The 20,076-nt window shown below is 63.5% G+C and carries 22 protein-coding genes; 3 read left to right on the top strand and 19 right to left on the bottom strand.

Going from position 1 to position 20,076, the window contains the following annotated elements:
* Nucleotides 1-35: 35 nt before the first annotated feature.
* The gene (locus tag J7I89_RS12340; protein WP_214970549.1) at nt 36-392 is read right to left on the bottom strand and encodes an ATP/GTP-binding protein; all 357 of its coding nucleotides are present in this window, start codon (nt 390-392) and stop codon (nt 36-38) included.
* A 116-nt stretch (nt 393-508) separates the two neighbouring features.
* Between J7I89_RS12340 and nucS the strand changes: the two genes are divergently transcribed.
* On the top strand, nt 509-1,204 hold the full coding sequence (nucS, locus tag J7I89_RS12335) for an endonuclease NucS (protein ID WP_214970547.1): 696 nt from the start codon (nt 509-511) through the stop codon (nt 1,202-1,204).
* Nucleotides 1,205-1,484: 280 nt separating this feature from the next.
* Nucleotides 1,485-1,688 carry a cold-shock protein gene (locus J7I89_RS12330; RefSeq protein WP_011692441.1) on the top strand — a complete coding sequence of 68 codons (204 nt, stop codon included), beginning with the start codon at nt 1,485-1,487 and terminating at the stop codon, nt 1,686-1,688.
* 118 nt (nt 1,689-1,806) lie between these two features.
* Here the strand turns inward: J7I89_RS12330 and J7I89_RS12325 are convergent, their stop codons facing one another.
* From J7I89_RS12325 to J7I89_RS12275, 12 genes are all read right to left on the bottom strand, one after another.
* Nucleotides 1,807-2,238, bottom strand: coding sequence for a DUF2550 domain-containing protein (locus tag J7I89_RS12325; protein ID WP_104136209.1), 432 nt, complete (start codon nt 2,236-2,238; stop codon nt 1,807-1,809).
* 10 nt (nt 2,239-2,248) lie between these two features.
* The gene (locus J7I89_RS12320; protein WP_056633489.1) at nt 2,249-2,533 is read right to left on the bottom strand and encodes a F0F1 ATP synthase subunit epsilon; all 285 of its coding nucleotides are present in this window, start codon (nt 2,531-2,533) and stop codon (nt 2,249-2,251) included.
* A 1-nt stretch (nt 2,534) separates the two neighbouring features.
* Nucleotides 2,535-3,989 carry a F0F1 ATP synthase subunit beta gene (gene atpD, locus J7I89_RS12315; RefSeq protein ID WP_214970545.1) on the bottom strand — a complete coding sequence of 485 codons (1,455 nt, stop codon included), beginning with the start codon at nt 3,987-3,989 and terminating at the stop codon, nt 2,535-2,537.
* An 83-nt stretch (nt 3,990-4,072) separates the two neighbouring features.
* Nucleotides 4,073-4,963: a F0F1 ATP synthase subunit gamma gene (locus J7I89_RS12310; RefSeq protein WP_214970542.1), complete on the bottom strand. Its 891-nt coding sequence runs from the start codon at nt 4,961-4,963 to the stop codon at nt 4,073-4,075.
* A 76-nt stretch (nt 4,964-5,039) separates the two neighbouring features.
* Nucleotides 5,040-6,677, bottom strand: a complete 1,638-nt coding sequence (atpA, locus tag J7I89_RS12305) for a F0F1 ATP synthase subunit alpha (RefSeq protein ID WP_214970663.1) — start codon at nt 6,675-6,677, stop codon at nt 5,040-5,042.
* 83 nt (nt 6,678-6,760) lie between these two features.
* A complete protein-coding gene (locus J7I89_RS12300) occupies nt 6,761-7,588 on the bottom strand; it encodes a F0F1 ATP synthase subunit delta (RefSeq protein WP_214970539.1) in 828 nt (275 codons plus the stop codon).
* On the bottom strand, nt 7,588-8,145 hold the full coding sequence (locus J7I89_RS12295; protein ID WP_214970537.1) for a F0F1 ATP synthase subunit B: 558 nt from the start codon (nt 8,143-8,145) through the stop codon (nt 7,588-7,590). The genes J7I89_RS12300 and J7I89_RS12295 overlap by 1 nt, the downstream gene beginning before the upstream one ends.
* Nucleotides 8,146-8,198: 53 nt before the next feature.
* On the bottom strand, nt 8,199-8,402 hold the full coding sequence (gene atpE / locus J7I89_RS12290; RefSeq protein ID WP_009356484.1) for an ATP synthase F0 subunit C: 204 nt from the start codon (nt 8,400-8,402) through the stop codon (nt 8,199-8,201).
* Between the two features lie 78 nt (nt 8,403-8,480).
* A complete protein-coding gene (atpB, locus tag J7I89_RS12285; RefSeq protein ID WP_214970535.1) occupies nt 8,481-9,281 on the bottom strand; it encodes a F0F1 ATP synthase subunit A in 801 nt (266 codons plus the stop codon).
* 81 nt (nt 9,282-9,362) lie between these two features.
* Nucleotides 9,363-9,701 (bottom strand): hypothetical protein, encoded by a 339-nt coding sequence (locus J7I89_RS25175; protein WP_251045224.1) that lies wholly within the window; start codon nt 9,699-9,701, stop codon nt 9,363-9,365.
* A complete protein-coding gene (locus J7I89_RS12280; RefSeq protein ID WP_214970533.1) occupies nt 9,694-10,179 on the bottom strand; it encodes a hypothetical protein in 486 nt (161 codons plus the stop codon). The genes J7I89_RS25175 and J7I89_RS12280 overlap by 8 nt, the downstream gene beginning before the upstream one ends.
* A 94-nt stretch (nt 10,180-10,273) precedes the next feature.
* On the bottom strand, nt 10,274-11,386 hold the full coding sequence (locus tag J7I89_RS12275) for an MraY family glycosyltransferase (RefSeq protein ID WP_214970531.1): 1,113 nt from the start codon (nt 11,384-11,386) through the stop codon (nt 10,274-10,276).
* A gap of 402 nt (nt 11,387-11,788) precedes the next feature.
* On the opposite strand from J7I89_RS12275, the gene J7I89_RS12270 reads away from it, so the two are divergent.
* The gene (locus J7I89_RS12270; protein ID WP_214970529.1) at nt 11,789-12,685 is read left to right on the top strand and encodes a glycosyltransferase; all 897 of its coding nucleotides are present in this window, start codon (nt 11,789-11,791) and stop codon (nt 12,683-12,685) included.
* A gap of 31 nt (nt 12,686-12,716) precedes the next feature.
* Here the strand turns inward: J7I89_RS12270 and J7I89_RS12265 are convergent, their stop codons facing one another.
* The 6 genes from J7I89_RS12265 to thrB all read right to left on the bottom strand — a co-directional run bounded on the left by J7I89_RS12265 (nt 12,717) and on the right by thrB (nt 20,067).
* Nucleotides 12,717-13,475, bottom strand: coding sequence for a WecB/TagA/CpsF family glycosyltransferase (locus J7I89_RS12265; protein WP_214970527.1), 759 nt, complete (start codon nt 13,473-13,475; stop codon nt 12,717-12,719).
* On the bottom strand, nt 13,472-14,281 hold the full coding sequence (locus J7I89_RS12260) for an L-threonylcarbamoyladenylate synthase (RefSeq protein WP_214970525.1): 810 nt from the start codon (nt 14,279-14,281) through the stop codon (nt 13,472-13,474). Before J7I89_RS12260 ends, J7I89_RS12265 begins: the two co-directional genes overlap by 4 nt.
* A 15-nt stretch (nt 14,282-14,296) precedes the next feature.
* Nucleotides 14,297-15,181, bottom strand: a complete 885-nt coding sequence (gene prmC, locus J7I89_RS12255; RefSeq protein ID WP_214970661.1) for a peptide chain release factor N(5)-glutamine methyltransferase — start codon at nt 15,179-15,181, stop codon at nt 14,297-14,299.
* Nucleotides 15,182-15,217: 36 nt separating this feature from the next.
* Nucleotides 15,218-16,291: a peptide chain release factor 1 gene (gene prfA / locus J7I89_RS12250; RefSeq protein ID WP_214970522.1), complete on the bottom strand. Its 1,074-nt coding sequence runs from the start codon at nt 16,289-16,291 to the stop codon at nt 15,218-15,220.
* 279 nt (nt 16,292-16,570) lie between these two features.
* Nucleotides 16,571-18,688: a transcription termination factor Rho gene (gene rho / locus J7I89_RS12245; protein ID WP_214970520.1), complete on the bottom strand. Its 2,118-nt coding sequence runs from the start codon at nt 18,686-18,688 to the stop codon at nt 16,571-16,573.
* 401 nt (nt 18,689-19,089) lie between these two features.
* Nucleotides 19,090-20,067: a homoserine kinase gene (thrB, locus tag J7I89_RS12240; protein WP_214970517.1), complete on the bottom strand. Its 978-nt coding sequence runs from the start codon at nt 20,065-20,067 to the stop codon at nt 19,090-19,092.
* Nucleotides 20,068-20,076 lie beyond the last annotated feature (9 nt).

Below are 20,076 nucleotides of genomic sequence, written 5' to 3'. Positions count from 1 at the left end.
CCCTGCCGGACCGCGCGGCCAGCCGCCAATCGCGGTTAGCGGTATCGGAAATTGCGCGACGTCCAGCAGTTCGTGTGCCAGTGCCGGCGCTCCGCCAAGCCGGCCGCCTCGCCGAAGAGGTGGTCGTCGGCCCACACCACAAGATGGGCGATTCCCGGCAGCACGGCCGTGGAACAGCCGGGGCAGATGTAGGCCTTCTCCGCCTTGCGCGCGGTCATGGTCCGCACCATCCAGACGCCGTCCGGGGCGCTCTCGCGGCGGGCAATCCCGGCCCGGGCCCGCTCCAGGTCAAGTTCCGGCACCGGCCCTGAACCGTGCTTTCCACCGCCTGCAGCGTTACCAGGGGTTGCACGCCCCGTCTTTGCACGGCGGGGACGGTTCGAGCGGGGCATGCCTCCATTCTGCCCCAGCCGGAACGGCTCTATTGCCGCAGCCGGTCGCCCGCGCCCTGAGTTACGCACGCGGCCCAGTGCGCGGTGCCCGCTGCCGACGCGGTAGTGTGTACGGCGTGCGTCTAGTCATAGCCCGTTGTTCCGTTGATTATGTAGGCCGGCTCAAAGCCCATCTCCCCCTCGCCACCAGGCTCCTGCTGGTGAAGGCTGATGGGTCGGTGCTGGTTCACTCCGACGGCGGCTCCTACAAGCCGCTGAACTGGATGAGCCCTCCCGCCACGCTGCGGGTGTCCTCCCCTGATGACACTGACGTTGAAGTCGGTGTCGTCGAGCAGTGGACCGTCCAGTCCGCCAAGACGGACGACAGGCTGATCATCAACATCCATGAACAGCTCCATGACACCTCCCATGAACTGGGCCAGGATCCCGGCCTGATCAAGGACGGCGTGGAGGCCGACCTGCAGCGCCTCCTGGCCGATCAGATCGAAAGGCTCGGCACGGGCTTTTCACTCATCCGGCGCGAGTACTTCACGGCCATCGGCCCGGTGGATATCCTCGCCAGGGACGCGGACGGCTCCACCGTGGCCATTGAGCTCAAACGCCGCGGCGACATCGACGGCGTGGAGCAGCTGACGAGGTACCTGGAGCTGCTTAACCGGGATCCCTTGCTGGCACCTGTCCGCGGGATCTTCGCCGCGCAGCAGATCAAGCCGCAGGCCCGCGTGCTCGCAACGGACCGCGGGATTGACTGCATCACCCTGGACTATGACGCCATGCGGGGCGTGGACGATATCGAGTCCCGGCTGTTCTGAGGCTCCCGCAGGCAAGGCAATACACGCATTTACTTTGGATTTGCCCAAAATTTATGCGATTCCGCGTTTTGCCCGTTGACCAGACCGTGCTGTCATGAAATTCTTGTATCAGTCTTTGTGTAGGTGTTTTTCATGCTCGCAAGACATGTTGCGAGCGCGAAGCTCCTGCAACGCATTTCCGGTCTTACCGGGGCTGCAGGCCAGGATTCTTCTCGCGGAGTGACCAAGACCAGTACGAAGTGTGCTGGCCTTAATTTAGTTCCATAATGAGGAGAAATAAATGGCACAGGGAACCGTCAAGTGGTTCAACGCTGAAAAGGGCTTCGGCTTCATCACCCCGGACGACTCCGATGGCGATGTCTTCGTTCACTACTCCGAGATCCAGACGGGTGGCTTCAAGACCCTCGACGAGAACCAGCGTGTTCAGTTCGAAATCGGTCAGGGCGCCAAGGGCCCGCAGGCTACCGGCGTAACGCTGGTCTAATTTATCGAGGACTTCCCTGATGGGAATTTGCCCTTGAAACAAATGATCCTCGGCATTCGTGCCGGGGATCATTTTTATGTGTCATAGATATTTTCAGGACCGGAAAAATTCATTGGCTTCAGCGCCAGGTGCCGACCCCGATGACCGGGCCAGCCTCGAGCCAGGAGGACAATCCGGTGTAGGCGTCAAACTTCATTGCCAGGAAGACGTCCTGGCCCTCGTAACGCAGCTCAACGATGACTACGTCCGGCTGGACCTTGACCAGCTCAGCCTCAGTGGGCTGCCGGCGCCCCAGGAGCTCAAGGGAACTGCGCTTGAAGCGGTGCCGGGGACGGACGCTGAGTGAGAGCAGCTTGAACCACTCCAGCTCGTTGTCCTGATAACGACAAACCCCCATCTGCCAGCTCTTACCAGCTGTGCAAATGGAGGCGTCCACCGTGCCCAGGGCGCGCCGCAGATTGAAGCGGCGCACCCCGAAAAGGCACAGCGTAAATATCAGCAACGCAAAGACGGTTGCTATTGCGATGAACGGAAAACCAGTAACGTCCATCAAGGTCGTGCTAGCGGATCCCCGCAGTGGCCGCGTCACCCAGCTGGGCGTTGTCAGCAACAATAACCACGCGGTTGTTATCCACGGAGAAGAATCCGCCGTCAACAACTACAGCAATGCGGTCACCGGAAACAGGCTCGATTGCCATTTCACCCTCGGCCAAAATCGCCAGTACGGGCGAGTGGCCGGGCAGGATTCCGATTTCACCATCGCTGGTGCGGGCCTTGACCATCTTGGCCGCTCCGGACCACACAAAGTGGTCCGCCGCGACAATCTCAACCTCAAGCTCAGCCATATTACTTGGTCTGTTCCTGGATCTTGGCCCACTGGCGCTCAACGTCATCCAGGCCGCCGACGTTGAAGAACGCCTGCTCTGCAATGTGGTCGAGGTCGCCATCGCAGATGGCCGTGAAGCCCTCAATGGTGTCCTTGATGGAAACCGTTGAGCCTTCGACGCCGGTGAACTGCTTGGCGGTGTAGGTGTTCTGGGAGAGGAACTGCTGGATACGGCGTGCACGCGACACGACGATCTTGTCCTCTTCAGACAGTTCGTCAACACCAAGGATGGCGATGATGTCCTGGAGTTCCTTGTTCTTCTGCAGGATCTGCTTCACACGGACAGCCGTGTTGTAGTGGTCCTTGCCGATGTACTGCGGGTCCAGGATTCGGGACGTCGACGTCAGCGGGTCCACTGCGGGGTACAGACCACGGGAAGCAATTTCACGGGAAAGTTCCGTGGTTGCGTCGAGGTGTGCGAACGTGGTGGCCGGTGCCGGGTCGGTGTAGTCATCTGCCGGAACGTAGATGGCCTGCATCGAGGTGATGGAGTGGCCCTTGGTGGACGTGATGCGCTCCTGGAGGAGGCCCATCTCGTCTGCCAGGTTGGGCTGGTAGCCCACAGCCGACGGCATGCGGCCAAGGAGGGTGGAAACCTCGGAGCCTGCCTGGGTGAAGCGGAAGATGTTGTCGATGAAGAGCAGCACGTCCTGCTTCTGGACATCGCGGAAGTACTCCGCCATGGTCAGGGCAGACAGTGCAACGCGCAGACGCGTTCCCGGCGGTTCGTCCATCTGGCCGAACACAAGGGCGGTGTCCTTGAGGACGCCGGCCTCTTCCATCTCGACCCAGAGGTCGTTTCCTTCACGCGTACGCTCGCCGACGCCGGCGAACACCGAGGTGCCACCGAAGTTGCGGGCAACACGGGTGATCATTTCCTGGATCAGCACGGTCTTGCCCACACCGGCGCCGCCGAACAGGCCGATCTTTCCACCCTTGATGTACGGGGTGAGAAGGTCGATGACCTTGATGCCGGTTTCCAGCATTTCGGTCTGGCCTTCAAGCGAGGCGAAAGACGGTGCCTTGCGGTGGATCGGCCAGTAGTCCGATGCCTGGATTTCAGATTCCGCAACGTCAAGCGGCTTGCCGAGGACGTTGAAGATGTGGCCCTTGACGCCGTCGCCGACGGGCACGGAAATCGGAGCACCGGTGTTGATGACAGCCGTGCCGCGGACGAGTCCGTCGGTGGCCTGCAGGGCGATAGCGCGGACGAGGTTGTCACCCAGGTGCTGGGACGTCTCGAACGTGATGGTCTTGGTCTCACCGTTGAGAGTGATCTCGGTGGTGAGTGCGTGGTAAATCGAGGGGATTGCGTCAGCCGGGAATTCGACGTCGACAACCGGGCCAATCACACGTGCAATACGGCCGGTTGCACCGGACGTTGCGGCTACGTGTTCGGTAGCGGTGGCAGTCATCTCTCTCACTTCACTCAGTAGATGGCGTGGGGTTAAGTTTATGTTCTTTGGTGCAGGTACGGCTGGATCCGAGATCCGTCCGGCTACGACGCGAGAGCGTCGGCGCCGGCCACGATTTCGGAAAGCTCCTGCGTAATCTCAGCCTGGCGGGCAGTGTTGCGCAGACGCGTGTACTTCTTGATGAGGTCCGTGGCGTTGTCGCCGGCAGACTTCATGGCCCGCTGGCGCGCCGCGAGCTCGGAAGCCGCTGCCTGCAGCATCGCCGCGAAAATCCGCGCTTCGATGTACCGGGGCAGCAGGGCATCGAGAACCTGCTCCGGCTCCGGCTCGAATTCGTACAAGGGCAGAAGCTCCGATTCGGAGGCGGCCTGCTCTTCCACAACTTCTAGCGGAAGAAGACGGATGACGGTCGGCTCCTGCGTCACCATGGACTTGAAGCGGGTGTATACGACGTGGATCTCATCCACACCGCCCTCCTCAAAGTCCGTTGCGAAGTCCTCCAGCAATGCCGTGCCGACCTCCTGCGCCGTGGCAAACTCCGGCGCATCGGTGTTACCGGTCCAGACCCGCCCGTAGGGGCGGCTCCGGAAGTCGAAGTACGCCTGCGCCTTGCGGCCAACCAGGTATGTCTTGACTTCCTTGCCTTCGGCGCGGAGCAGCTCGTTCAAGCCTTCCGCCTGCTTCAGCACGCTTGCGGAGTAGGAACCTGCCAGGCCACGGTCCGAGGTGATTACCAGGACTGCGGCGCGGCGGATCTTCTCCGGCTCGGTGGTCAAAGGGTGGTCGATTTCGCTCTGGCTTGCGACAGCAGAAACGGCGCGGGTGATTGCGTTCGCGTAAGGCAGTGAAGCTGCTACGCGTGCGCGGGCCTTGCCGATGCGCGAGGTAGCGATCAGTTCCATCGCCTTGAAGATCTTGCGCATCGACGTCGTCGAGGCGATCTTCTGGCGGTAGACCCGAATCTGGGCTCCCATACTTATCCTTTCCTAAGATCCCGATGGCCGGGACTGCCGGGACCTTGTGCGGTTCCGGCAGTCCCTGCCAGCGAAACTAGCGCTTCTGCCTGACGATTTTTTCCTGGTCGACCTGGCCCTCGGAGATAGCATCATGCTCCTCGTGGCCGGCGCCTACCAGATGGTTGTCTCCCTCGCCGAAGAAGCCCTTCTTGAAGTCCACGATGGCGGTCTTCAGTGCTTCTGCGGTGTCATCGTCCAGAACGTTGGTCTGCGCCAGCGTGGTGAGGATGGAGGACTTGCGCTTCAGGTGCTCGAGGAACTCGGACTCGAAGCGGCGGATGTCCTCGACCGGGACATCATCCAGGTGGCCCTGCGTTCCTGCCCAGATGGACACAACCTGGTTCTCGACCGGGAACGGCGAGTACTGGCCCTGCTTGAGCAGTTCCATCAGGCGTGCACCACGGGTCAGCTGCTGGCGGGATGCGGCATCGAGGTCCGATGCGAACATCGCGAATGCCTGCATGTCGCGGTACTGTGCAAGGTCCAGCTTCAAGGTACCGGAGACCTTCTTCATCGACTTCACCTGTGCGGCGCCGCCAACTCGGGACACCGACACACCAACGTCAACAGCAGGACGCTGGTTGGCGTTGAAGAGGTCCGACTGCAGGAAGATCTGGCCATCGGTGATGGAGATCACGTTGGTCGGGATGTACGCGGAGACGTCATTTGCCTTGGTTTCGATGAGCGGCAGGCCGGTCATCGAGCCCGCGCCGAGCTCGTCGGAGAGCTTCGCGCAACGCTCCAGGAGGCGGGAGTGCAAGTAGAAGACGTCACCCGGGTAGGCTTCGCGTCCCGGCGGACGGCGGAGCAGCAGGGACACTGCACGGTAGGCCTCGGCCTGCTTGGAGAGGTCATCGAACACGATGAGGACGTGCTTGCCGCCGTACATCCAGTGCTGGCCGATGGCCGAACCTGCGTAGGGTGCCAGGTACTTGAAGCCGGCCGGGTCCGAAGCCGGGGAGGCGACGATCGTGGTGTATTCCAGCGCGCCGTTGTCCTCGAGGGTCTGGCGGATGGCGGCAATGGTCGACGCCTTCTGGCCGATTGCCACGTAAACGCAGCGAACCTGCTTGGTCACGTCACCGGAAGCCCAGTTGGCCTTCTGGTTGATGATGGTGTCGATGGCAATTGCGGACTTGCCCGTCTGGCGGTCACCAATGATCAGCTGGCGCTGGCCACGGCCGATCGGGATCATGGCGTCGATTGCCTTCAGACCGGTCTGCATGGGCTCGTGCACAGACTTGCGCTGGGTCACGCCCGGCGCCTGGAGCTCCAGTGCACGGGTGGTCTCGGCCTTGATCTCGCCGAGGTCATCGATGGGCACGCCCAGCGGGTCAACCACACGTCCGAGGAACGCGTCGCCGACCGGCACGGACAGAACCTGTCCGGTGCGGTGCACTTCCTGGCCTTCTTCGATGCCCGCGAAGTCACCGAGGATGATGACACCGATCTCGCGGACGTCGAGGTTCTGGGCGAGGCCCAGCGTGCCGTCTTCGAAGCGAAGCAGCTCGTTCGCCATGACCGAGGGAAGGCCCTCAACACGGGCGATGCCGTCACCTGCGGTGGTCACACGGCCGACCTCTACGCGCTCTGCGTTTCCGGGTTCGTAGGACGCCGCGAACTCGTTCAACGCATTACGGACGTCGTCGGCGTTGATGGTCAATTCGGCCATCTGCAGTCCCTGCTCTCCTGTTTTCGTGATCATCGTTGCTCACGATGACCGGGGTTTCTATCAGTTAAGTTGTGCTTGTCCGGCTAGCCGGCCAGTTGGCGGCGAAGCTCCATCAGGCGGGTGATGACGGAAGCGTCGAGCACTTCGTCACCGACCTGCACGCGGATTCCACCGATCAGCGTCGGATCAACAGTGGTGTTGATCTTCAGGTCTCGCCCGTAGACGGAGTTGAGCCCCGCCTGCAGACGGCTGGCCTGCGTCTCCGTAATGGGACGCGTGACGCTGACCGTTGCGATCCACCGCCGCTGGCGCTTGGCAGCAAGCTCGGCGAAACGGCCGACCAGCTTGGTGGACTTCAAGCCGCGTGGCTGCGACACTGCCTGGCCGATGAGGACTTTGGCTTCCTCGCTTGCGCCGGGAACCAGCCTCTCCGCCAGGGCAATCTTTGCTGCGGCGCTGGCCTGCGGTTCAGACAGAGCACGCTGCACCTCGTGGCTGGACGCCACGGCCTGGTTGAAGGAGAACAGATCGTTCTCGAGTTCTTCCAGCCCCGTGATTCCGGAGGCAGAAACGGCCGACTTGTTTTCAGCGACGGCAATTACTACCGTCGCGGCAAGCGTCTCGAGTGCATCGCCGATGTCTCGCGCCGATGCCCAGCGTGAACTGGCCAGCCCGGCCGCGGTGTCCGCAGCCTCCGCGGAGACCTTTCCGCCGAACAGTTTCCTGATCAGCGCCGACTTTTCGTCACCGCTGCGGGACGGGTCAGTCAGGGCGCGGCGCAAGCCAGCCGAGCTGTCTATCGCTCCCAGGATTCCGAAGAGTTCCTTTGCCAACTGCAGCGATGCAAATGGAAGCTTGGCCTCCAGTTCGGTCAGCGCTTTGGTCAGCGATTCGCTCGATACACCTGCCATTACTTTGCTACACCTGCGTTCTGGTTCTCCAGATCGGCCAGGAAGCGGTCAACAACACGTGCCGCGCGCGCGTCGTCCTCAAGGGACTCGCCAACGATGCGGCCAGCCAGCGTGGTGGCCAGGGAGCCCACCTCTGAACGCAGGGCCACGACTGCGGCCTGGCGCTCGGATTCGATCTGCACGTGTGCCTGCGCAGTGATGCGCGCAGACTCGGCGGCAGCCTTCTCCTTCAGCTCCGCAAGGATCTGGGCGCCTTCGGCACGGGCTTCCTCGCGGATGCGGTTGGCTTCGGCACGGGCCTCGGTGAGTTGCTGCTTGTACTCTTCGAGTGCGGCGGAAGCTTCAGCCTGCGCCTGCTCGGCCTTGGCGATGCCGCCTTCGATGGCCTCGGCACGCTCTGCGAACGTCTTCTCGAACATCGGGACAACAAACTTGACCACGATGAAAAAGAGGACAGCAAAGCCGGCGAGGACGACGCCCATTTCCCAGGCGTTGGGAACGAGCGGGTTAGCCGCCGCGGCGCCTTCGGTGGCGGCTGAGATGATCAGCTGATTCATATTTCACCCGTCCTTATCTACTCGGTTCTGAATGTTCGCTAGGTTCTGAAGGCCTAGAGAACGAAGGCGAAGACCAGACCCAGGATGGCGAGGGCTTCAGTCAGCGCAAGGCCGAGGAATGCGATCGGCTGCAGCACACGCTGTGCTTCCGGCTGACGTGCTACGCCGTTGATGTAAGCGGCGAACACGAGACCAACACCGATACCACCGCCGATTGCGGACAGACCGTAACCTACGAGGTTGAGATTGCCTTCCATTTTATTCCTTTCAAGATGCCATCTTTGTGGCAGGTTGTTTGGTTTGCTTCATCCCCCCAAGGGGAAGTTTGTGGGAGCCTAGTGGCTGTCCGCGTGCAGGGCACCTTCGATGTAGATCGCCGTCAGCAGCGTGAACACGTAGGCCTGAAGCGCCATGATCAGGGCTTCGAGCATGTACATGGCGATCGCGCCGGCGAGGACCAGAACAGAGGTGCCCTTGAGCAGGATGTTCTCCTGCATGATGAGGTATTCAATTCCTGAACCGGCGATCATCACGATCAGGTGACCGGCCAGCATGGTGGCGAACAGACGGAGGCTGTGCGTGACCGGACGGACCAGGAAGTTGGAGATGATCTCGATCGGGATAACGATCGGAAGGATGTAGAACGGAACTCCGGACGGCACCGTTGCCAGCTTGAAGTACTTCAGGCCGTTCTTCTTGATGCCGATGCCGATCCAGGTGACGTACACGATGGCGGCAAGGACGTACGCTCCGCCGACGTGCGAGAAGCTCGGCAGCTGGAAAACGGGGATGGCGCCGTAGATGTTGTTCACCAGGATGAAGAAGAACAGGCTGAACAACAGGGGCACGTACTTCATGAAGTCTCTGCCGCCGATGATGTCCTTGGCGATGCTGTTGCGGACGAAGCCATAGGCCATTTCGCCTGCGAACTGCAGCTTGCCAGGAACCAGCTGCTGCTTCCGCGCAGCTAGCAGAAAGAATGTTGCGATAATGACAACGGACAGGATAACCAGCAGCATCTGCTTGGAGAATCCGTCTGCCGCACCCCACGGCAGGATTGCCGGCAGGTGCATTTCTTCAATTCCGGGAGGCGTGAAGACTCCTGAATTTTGGGCCGGGAGCGCAAGCGCGATCAACGCGTTTCCTCTCTGCAGTGTCCATCGTTGGGCGTTGGTCGGGGTCCGGCGTGCTTCATGCTTGCCCTCCCCCTCTTAAAATTATTTGGCATTACTGTTCCCATCCTCAGACGGGCCGCTGGCTGCACTGTTCCCGCCAGCTGTATTCCTTGAACTGGTGAGGCCGTGCATATGGGACAGATAGAACCCTCCCGCGGCTCCAAGCAGAGCGCCTAGGAGCACAATCCAGCGGGTTCCCCACAGATAATCCAGTCCCCACCCTATCAAACTCCAGACGATGATTCCGCCAATAATGTAGCTAAAGACGGCAATTCCAGCGTTGTAACCGCCGTCACCATTTTCGGCCGAGACGCCCGGAGCGCCGGGCCTTTTGCCGGGGTCGCCGGAGGAGCTTTTGCCGGGGTGGTTTCGCTTAGACATCGGTGTTGCCCTTGTCTGGTTCGGGGTCGTTGTAGATCTGCAGCCGGGCCTTGCTGAAACCGTAGATTTCAGCCGCCTGCCAGGTCACCACAGCGACGACCGCTCCGATAAGGAACCAGCGCCCATGCAGCCACTCGGGCGCACCAACCGCAAAAAGAACCACCGCGAAACCGATGACCTTGACGAAGTAGGTTGCCACGAACAGGCCGATGGCACCGGACGGGTTGTTCCGGCCGACGAAGTGGCCGATCAAGAGGCTGATGCCAAAGAAAGCCATGACAAGCAGCCCGCCGAAGCTGCTCGAAAGCAGTCCGGCCCAGCCATTCAGGGTTACTGCCACAATGCCCGCAAGGACAAGGGCGGCAGCAGAGACGGCGGAGCTGATTCCCAACAGGCCGAGCCACAATGACCGGGTGGGGCCGGAGACGCCAACGGGTCCTTTGCCGGACGCTGGTCCGGGCTCGGCGTTGGAGGTCATGCGAACCCAATCTTTGGGGCAAGGGGGTGGAGTGGCGCAGGAAAGACCTGCCCCTGAATTCTACACGAGATAGAAATATTCGGGAAAGCGGCTGCTATTGCGGTGTTTCTGCGCCCCGGCGGCTGAGATAAGGCCATGCCGTGATGAGCCCCATCACCAGGGTGGCCGCGATGTCCACCGCCAGAACCACCTGCCAGGGGTAGACAGCGAAGGCGAGTCCGCCGAACGAAAGTACTGCCGTCCACAGGTACATCAGCATCACGGCCGTGCGGTGGGAGTACCCGATGTCCATCAGCTTGTGGTGCAGGTGGCCGCGGTCGGCGGACCAGGGCGAGCGGCCGACAGCAGTGCGCCGGACCACCGCCAGGCCGAGGTCCAGCAGCGGGAGGAAGAGCACTGCGAAAGGCAGCAGGATGGGGATGATCGTGGGGATACCGTTCACACGGTCATAGAGTCCCGAGCTGATTTGGCCCGTCGACACCACACCCGCCGATGCCATCAGCAGGCCGATCAGCATCGCACCGGAATCCCCCATGAAGATCTTCGAGGGAAACCAGTTGTGCGGCAGGAACCCCAGACAGCTGCCCACGAGCACCGCCGTCAGGAGCGTCGCAAGATCTGAGCGGTCAAGCAGCGGCGCGTTCCGGTGCACCCAGTACGCGGTCAGGAAGAAGGCAGAGCCGCCGATGATTGCCACTCCGGCAGCCAACCCGTCAAGTCCGTCGATGAAGTTGAAGGCATTCATCGTGGTCACAATAAGGCCGGCGGTGACGAGGACGTTGACAGGGTCCGAGTCGAAGCGGATGGGCTCGGGAACGAACGGAATGATGGTCATCCGGACGCCCCACACAGCCACTACGAGGGCCGCGACGCTCTGCCCGATGAGTTTGACCCACCAGCGCAGATCCAGGAGATCGTCCGCAACGCCAACGACCACAATGACGGCTGCCCCCGCCAGCACGCCCCAGGGGGCTGAATTGCCACGGAAGATGTCCTTGACGAAAAACGACTGGTTCGCGACGACCAGTGCCACCAGCACGCCCGCGAATATCCCCAGGCCGCCGAGCCGCGACACCGGGCTCGAGTGCATGTCACGGCTGCGGATCGGGGTGAACAGCTCGAGCCTGTTGCCGACCAGGCGTGCGCCCCAGGTTGCCGCATACGCGACAACGGCTGCGGTCAGCATCATGAGCAGGTACATGATCACGGCGTGTCCCTCGCTCCGCTGACCCGCAGTTCTCCGCCACGCTGTGCTCCGGCGTTCTGTTCGTTGGCGTTCTGTTCTCCGGTGTTCTGTCCTCCGTCACTGTGTGACGCGAAGACGCGCGAAGAGGCCCGCCGTGGGGCGGCATGGCACCGGGCTTCAGGCCGATGCAGATTCGCGCTGGTGTTGGGGGGACTGTGGGGGCTCAATAGCTGTGGATCTGACGTGCAATAAATGAAACTTCTCCGTCGCCATGCGCACAGACAGGCAGTGCATAGTGCCTGACGGGGCTGTATTACAGTGGACTCTAGTCAAGATACTAACGCCAACGGCTACATGGCTTCGCGTCACAAGGCCTCATGCCGGCGGGAAACTTGCCGGCGGCTGTGCTGAAAGGAACCCGCAATGCCAGTGTCGGTCGCAGTTGCTGCCGTAACGTTTGACCGTCCCCGCGAGCTCGCCGTCCTCCTGAAAGCGATCAATGCCCAGACGGCGCCCGTGGCGTCCATTTGCCTTGTTGACAGCGGCACCGCGCCGGCGTCGGACGTTGCAGGACAGCACGAAAATGTGGACTACATCCGCTCGGAAGCCAACCTCGGCGGCGCGGGCGGATTTTCCCTGGCCGTCCTTAAGGCGGTGGCAAGCGGCGCTGACTGGATCTGGATGATGGACGACGACGCCGAGCCGGCCGACCCCGAATGCCTCGCCACCCTGATCCGAGAGGCGGAAGCGCGGGACCTGGAGGCGGTGGTGCCGCTCGTGCTGGCGCCCGGCCACCCTGACAGGCTCTCCTTTTTCTTCCGCCTGGACGGCAAAGTGACCCACGACCGGGGCGCACTGGAGAAGGTGGGGTTCCTTCCGAACGACGGCCACTTCTTCAACGGCGCGCTGATCCGCTCCGATGTTTTCTTCAAGGTTGGCCTGCCTGACATGCGCCTCTTCATCCGGGGCGACGAGGTGGACTTCACCCTCAGGCTGCGCAAGGCGGGCGTCCGCTTCGGCACGGTCACCACGGCAGCCATCACGCATCCGCACGCGTTCTCCGAAACCAAGCACGTCTTTGGCGCCCGGTGGCACGTCATCGTCCCCGAGACCGCGTTCAAGCGCTATTACTACTACCGCAACCGCGGCTATCTGATCCGGCGCCATTTCCGCGTCAAGTCATTGATTGCCGACGTCGGCGGCTACCTCGGCTATTTCCTGCGCCGCGGCGATTTCCGCGGTCTGTCCGACTGGTTCAGCGCATTCTCGGCAGGACTCCGCGGCAAGGGATTTGGTCCCCTGAAAGACCAGAAGTTCTAGCGTTGGCACCTGCGCCCGGCAGGCTTCGCAGCTAGCCCTGCCTGCGAAGCCGGCGCCGGACCAGGAGCCCGAGCAGCACCCAAGGCTCGCCGAACACGCGGTAGGCCACCCGCCGCGGATGCAGCAGGAGCCGCCACGCCCATTCCAGGCCAAGGCGGCCCAGCCAGCGCGGCGCCAGCTTCTGGATTCCCGCAATCTGCTCGATGGCGCCTCCGACAGCGCAATAGACCGCGGGCGGAAGAGAGCCGAGGCGGCGCCGCAGCACCTTTTCCTGCAGAGGCATCCCCAGTCCGATGAGCACGAGCTGCGGACGCTGCTCGGCCAGCCAGGCGGTCACCTCTTCTTCGAGTTCCTCGTCCCAGCCCTCCCCCGGCATACCGGAGACTGACGCCTCGGGTGCAATGGCCTGCAGCCTGGCCACGGCCCTGGCGTTGGCCACGGGGCCGGCCCCGACGACGGCGATGCTTTTCAGGCTGCTGACCTGGCCCAGCGCAGGGATCCAGTCAGTGGAGCCCAGCCGGTAGTCCATGACGGGTCCGGAACGCTTCCGTCCCCTCCCCCAGAGCCACAGGACGGGGGCGCCGTCGATCAGCACGACGTCGCTGTTCTCGTAAAACGTCCGGAATTCCGGTTCGGAATGGAAGAGCGTCACGCTGTGGAGGTTGTGTCCGACGACGGTCCGGGTGGTTCCGTCAGCCACGAACCTGTCGAGGACTTCCGTGAGTCCTGCGACGTCCAGCGGAGTGGCGTCCACGCCGAGGACCGGGATGGGTTGCCGCTGCAGCGTCATTCCGTGCCGGACGCTTTGTCGCCGGCCCCGGGAGCGCCTTCAGATTCTGCAGCACGTTCTGATTCTGCAGTGCCTTCCGTTTCTGCAGCGCCTTCTGTTTCTGCGGCGCCCTCAGCATCGGCAGTGGCGGACGGCTCGGGAGCGTTGCCCTGGATATCGAGCACCCCAGGGACCACTTCCCGGAGCCGTTCCAGGCTCACGGCTCCCTCGCGGACCACGCGCAGCGGCAGTGACGTCGCATCCACAATCGTGGACGGCAGGGCGCCGGTTCCCTCCACCGGGCGGAAGCCGCCTTCGAGGTAGACCTCGACGGATTCTGCCAGCTGGGAGCGGGCCTCGAACGCGGTCTGGGCCGGAGCCTGACCGGTCCTGTTGGCTGACGACACAGCCAGCGGCCCGGTCAGGGTTAGGAGGTCCTGAGCCACTTCATCCGCCGGAATCCGGAGGGCCACGGTGCCCTTCGTCTCTCCGAGATCCCAGTCAAGGGAAGGCTGGGCGTGGAAAATCAGCGTCAGGCCCCCGGGCCAGAAGGCTTCGGCCAGCTGGCGTGCTTCGGCAGAAACGTCAGTCGCCAGGCCATCAAGGGCGTTGAGGCGCGGAATCAGCACTGGCGGGGGCATGTTCCGGCCGCGGCCCTTGGAAACCAGCAGCATGGTGACGGCCTGGGGCGAGAATGCGTCGGCTGCTATCCCGTAGACGGTATCCGTGGGGAAGACCACGCACTTCTTCTCGAGGATGGCACGCCGTGCGTGGGCCAGTCCTGCGGTGCGCTCGTCATCGGCTGTGCAGTTATACGTAGTGGTCACTGCCTCATTCTTTCATTACTGCGCGGGCGGTGAGGCAAGGACGGCGCTGGTTGCCCGTTCCTTGCCGTTAAGGTCAACGTGCGTGGTCACTTCAGACCACAGTCCTGTGCCGGCCAGCATGGCGGAAATCCAGGCGGCCTGGACTTCGGCGTGTTCCATCACGAAGTAGCCGCCGGGAACCAGAAGCCTGGCAGCAGAAGCCGCAGCCGCCGTCGGAAGGTCCATGCCGTCGGCTCCGCCGCCGTACAGGGCCTCAGGTGGATCGTGCAGCGCCACTTCGGGTTCGTTCGGAATTGCCTCGGCGGGGATGTACGGCGGGTTGGACACGACGACGTCGAATGTTCCGTTAAGCTCCTGCAGTGCGTCCCGTAGGTCGCCCCGGACGAGGGTGACGCCCAGTGGTTCGAGGTTTTTCGCGGCCCAGGCATGCGCAAATTCGCTGTACTCCACCGCATGGACCACGGCTTCGGGCACCTCGTGCGCCACGGACCCTGCGATGGCCCCGGATCCCGTGCCGAGATCCACTACCCTGGGCCGGGCCACGCCGGCGCGGAGGAGTTCCCGGAGCCGGTCGATGACCAGCTGGACCACGGACTCTGTTTCCGGGCGGGGAATGAAGACGCCGGGGCCCACCGCGAGCTGAAGATAGCGGAAATGCGCGACGCCGGTGATGTGCTGCAGCGGAATGCGGCGGGCCCGTTCGGCCACCAGTTCCGCATAGCCTGCCGGCGCAGGGGCATCGCCCAGCAGCATGGCGCGCAGCCGCCCGAGCCCTACGCCCATGAGATGGTCGGCCAGCAGTTCGGCGTCGACCCTCGGGCTGGGAACGCCGGCATCGGCAAGAATCGCGGTGGCCTCGCTGACGGCATCGGCCAGGGACTGGCCGGTGCCGGCCGTCATGTACTCGGACGTCATGGAGTTTTCAGCGGTTCCCGGCTAGTCGCCGATGGCGTCCAGGCGTGCCTGCTCGTCCATCTCGATGGCCGACTGGATGACCGGCTCGAGGTCGCCGTTCATGACCTGGTCCAGGTTGTACGCCTTGTACCCGGTGCGGTGGTCCGCGATCCGGTTTTCCGGGTAGTTGTAGGTGCGGATCCGCTCGGAACGGTCCATGGTGCGGATCTGCGACTTCCGCTGGGCGGAGTTCTCGGCGTCGATCTGTTCCTGCTGGTGGGCCAGGATGCGGGCACGGAGAACGCGCATGCCGGCTTCGCGGTTCTGCAGCTGCGACTTCTCGTTCTGCATGGCCACCACGATGCCGGTGGGAAGGTGGGTGATGCGCACGGCGGAGTCAGTCGTGTTCACCGACTGGCCGCCCGGGCCCGAGGACCGGTAGACGTCGATCTTGAGATCGTTCTGGTTGATTTCGAGCTCTTCGGGCTCGTCCACCTCGGGCAGCACGAGAACGCCGGCGGCCGAGGTGTGGATGCGCCCCTGCGATTCGGTGACGGGAACGCGCTGGACACGGTGCACGCCGCCTTCGAACTTCAGCCGCGCATAGACGCCTTCGGCGGGATCGTTCGAGCTTCCCTTGACGGCCACCTGGACGTCCTTGTAGCCGCCCAGATCGGATTCCGTGGCGGAGATGAGCTCGGTCTTCCACCCGCGTGATTCCGCATAGCGGGTGTACATGCGGAGGAGATCACCGGCGAACAGGGCAGCTTCATCGCCGCCTTCACCGCCCTTGACTTCAAGGATCACGTTGCGAGCATCGTCAGGGTCCCGCGGAATGAGCAGCCGGCGCAGCTTGGCAGCCGCCGTCTCCAGGGCAGCCTCAAGCTCCGGCACCTCGGCAGCGAACTCGGGATCCTCGCCAGCCATCTCCTTCGCTGCAGCGAGATCATCCTGAATGCCGTGCCACTTGTGGTACGCCTCCACGATGCCGTTCAGCTGGGCAGACCGCCGCCCCAGCTTGCGCGCCAGCCGCTGGTCAGCATAAACAGCCGGATCCCCAAGCTGCGCCTGGATAGCATCATGCTCATCAAGCAGGCCCTGTACGGACTCAAACATTTTCAAAACCTTTCAACGCTGTGTGTATAAGTTTAGTGATGCTCACAGCGGTAGGTGACGGGGCGACCGCCGTCGGGTATTTTTGCCGGCCCAAACCGCCAAAGGCGAGTTAACGAACAGAGCCGCACGGATTTTTTCCGCCCTGGGAGTGGCATCGGGCCTGCCGGAGCCGGGTGGCTTGCGATCGTAGATCGGAAGCCACCCGGCGGAGGGGCGGGGGCGGAAAAATCCGTGCGGCGGCAGCGCGCGGAACCGCCTTGAACTAGCGGTTACGCAACGCTATTTGTCGTTATCCGACTTAGCACCAAGCGTCGTCTTCTGGACCTGCATGAGGAACTCAACGTTGCTCTGGGTCTCCCGGATCTTGTTGGTCAGCAGCTCAAGGCTCTGCTGCGTTTCGAGTCCGGAGAGGACGCGGCGCAGCTTCCACATGATCTTGACTTCCTCGGGGGAAAGCAGGTTCTCTTCGCGGCGGGTACCGGACGCGTTGACATCCACGGCCGGGAAGATGCGCTTGTCAGCCAGCTGGCGGGACAGGCGGAGCTCCATGTTGCCGGTGCCCTTGAACTCTTCGAAGATGACCTCGTCCATCTTGGAACCGGTCTCTACGAGGGCCGTGGCCAGGATGGTGAGCGAGCCGCCGTTTTCGATGTTGCGGGCTGCACCGAAGAAGCGCTTCGGCGGGTACAGCGCGGCAGAGTCGACACCACCGGACAGGATGCGGCCGGAGGCCGGTGCTGCCAGGTTGTAGGCGCGGCCCAGGCGGGTCATGGAGTCGAGGAGCACCACAACGTCCATGCCCATTTCCACGAGGCGCTTGGCGCGTTCGATGGAAAGCTCGGCAACGGTGGTGTGGTCATCCGCGGGACGGTCGAAGGTGGAGGCAATGACCTCACCCTTGACGGTGCGCTGCATGTCCGTGACTTCTTCAGGACGTTCGTCAACGAGCACCATCATGAGGTGGACCTCAGGATTGTTGGTGGTGATGGCGTTGGCGATGGACTGCAGGATGAGCGTCTTGCCGGCCTTCGGGGGCGAAACGATCAGGCCGCGCTGGCCCTTGCCGATCGGGGCAACCAGGTCGATGACGCGGGGGCCGATCTTCTTGGGGTCGGTCTCGAGGCGCAGGCGCTCGGACGGGTAGAGCGGAACCAGCTTGGCGAACTCGACGCGGTCCTTGAGCTCTTCGGAGGTCTTGCCGTTGACTGACGTCACGCGGACCAGGGCGTTGAACTTCTGGCGGGCCGACTGCTGGCTGCGGTCCTCGCCGTCGCGGGGGGCGCGGATGGCGCCGACGACGGCGTCGCCCTTGCGCAGGTTGTACTTCTTGACCTGGGCGAGGGATACATAGACGTCGTTGGGACCGGGCAGGTAGCCGGAGGTCCGGATGAAGGCGTAGTTCTCCAGGACGTCCAGGATTCCCGCGACGGGCAGCAGGACGTCGTCCTCGGTGACCTCGACGTCGTCGACGTCAGGTCCCTGGCTGCGTCCCCGACGGCGGTCGTTGCGGTCGCGGAAGCGGTCGTTGCGGGCGTTGCCGTCACGGCTGTCCCTGCTGTCGGACCGTTCGTTGCGATCGTTCCGGTCGCGGCGGTTGCGGCGGTTGCGGCGGCTGCCGCCCTCGGCGTCATCGCCGTCCCGGGTGTCCTCACGGCGGGTGTCGCGGCCGGCGGGGGCTTCCGCTGCGTCGCGGCCACCGCGGGTGCGGCTGTCACGGCGGTCAGTGCGCTGGCCGCCGTCGCCGGCTTCGCCGCCCTGTTCGCGGGTCTCGGCACCGCGGGTCTCGGCGGTGCGTGTCTCAGTTGCCCGCGCCTCAGGTGCAGCGGCTTCGGCCGGAGCTTCTGCGGCCTCAGCTGCCTGCGGAGCCGTTGCGGCGGCCTCGCCGCGGCGGCGGTTGCGGGTACGCGGCTGGCGGCGCTCGGCGCCTTCTGCAGCGGACGGCTCTGCTGCCTCGGCAGGTGCCGGAGCGGCCGCGGCCTCGGCGGCAGGCTCGGCTGCGGGTTCCGCGACGGTGGTGGAAACCACGCCGTCACTGACCGCACGGCGGCTGCGGCCGCGGCCACGTGCCCGGGTCCCCTCCTGGGCGGGGGCTTCGGTGGCGCCGGCAGCCGGAGCCTCCGGGCTTGCCGCGGCCACGCTGTTGTCAGTCGCCTTCTCGGCAGCCCGGGCCGGAGCCTTGCTGGCCGTAGAGCCCGCGCGGTGCGCGGAGATAGCCGAGACCAGGTCTCCCTTGCGCATGCGGGAACCGCCGGAAATTCCGAGCTGGCTGGCAAGAGCCTGCAGCTGGGCGAGCTTGAGGCCGGCGAGGCCACTGCTCTTGGCGGGTGCTTCCGTCAACGATCCGGAAGCAGAAGTTGATGTGTCCACAGCTGGCGACAGCTCAGTGGTTTCGGTCACGAAGGATCCTTCCCCCTCGACGGCGTCCAGACTAGGAGCTGGACGCGATGATTTGATCTGGGCTGCAGTTCAGATCTGCAGCCGTGATTTCGGCCTTGCCGGATGGAATTCGCGGCAGGGCCGGATACTGATCACCTTCAACGCTCCGAATAATGGAGGAGCGGCGGACTGACCATTCAGGGAACAGAAGGTTTCTGTAAGTTCCTGCGTCAGGCCAAGCAGGCGGCACCGAAAATATTGCGCAATAAGAGATCGAAGCAACAGCAGATCGAAACAGTTGCGGACCAGATAGGCAACATGGCCAATTTCAGGGTCTTTGACTGCACGGTCTCTTGACTGCAGGGCCTCTCGACTACAGAGTCGCCGTCTAACTGCATAAACTGCGTTGACTGACTGCGGGGTTACCGCCGGTGCACTCCCACTTTAGCACCTTCAACGTCCACTGCCAGCTTCATCACACGCCAGTTGATGTCCGGCGTGTTCGCGGCGGTAAACGCGGCGATGAACTCCAGGACGGCCGCGGCCTCCGCTTCGCCGTTCGCCAGGGCCAGGACGGTGGGTCCCGCCCCGGAAACAACGGCTGCGTGCCCTGCCCCGCGCAGGGCCTTGATCAGGGCAGCACTGGGCCGCATGGCCTCCGCGCGGTAGCTCTGGTGGAGGTAATCTTCGGTGCCGGCGAGCAGGAATTCCGGCTTTTGCGTCAGCGCATGAATCAGCAGCGCCGCCCGGCCGGCATTCATGGCGGCGGCGTGGTGACCGATCGACGCCGGAAGCAACGCGCGCGCTGCTTCCGTGGACAGTTCATAGTCCGGAACGGCGACGATCGGAATGACTGCTTCGTCCACCGTGGCGCACGTGCTGCTGTACTGGTCACTGTCCTGCCAGGACAGTGCCAGGCCGCCGTAGATGGCGGGAGCGACGTTGTCCGGGTGGCCCTCCATCTCACTGGTGAGTTGCAGGATCCAGTCCTTGCCGCGGCGCGACTGCTCCGGAACCAACGCATTCGCTGCGGTGACCGCTGCTACGACGGCAGACGCCGAGGAACCCAGGCCGCGGCCGTGCGGGTTGACGTTGTCTGCAGTGATCCTGAGGCCGTCATGCCGGTACCCCAGGCGATGCAGGGCCTCGGTGATGGCCTTGACCACAAGGTGGCTCGCGTCGCGGGGCAGCGTTTCCGCGCCTTCGCCGCTGAGTTCGAACTCAAGCTGGCCGCCGGCCAGCGTTTCCACCGTAAGGGTGTCGTGCAGCGACAGGGCCAGTCCCAGGCTGTCGTACCCGGGGCCCAGGTTGGCGCTGGTGGCCGGAACCTGTACGGTCACCAGCTGCCCGGCCGGGACTGCCGGCGCGTCGGCGGCAGACTCGGCCGGGACTGTGAGCATGGTTTCCAA

This window comes from Arthrobacter sp. ISL-5 (genome assembly GCF_018613835.1).
GTDB lineage: Bacteria > Actinomycetota > Actinomycetes > Actinomycetales > Micrococcaceae > Arthrobacter.
Note: the sequence above shows the minus strand (reverse complement) of the source record. Positions and strands in the feature narration are given on the sequence as shown.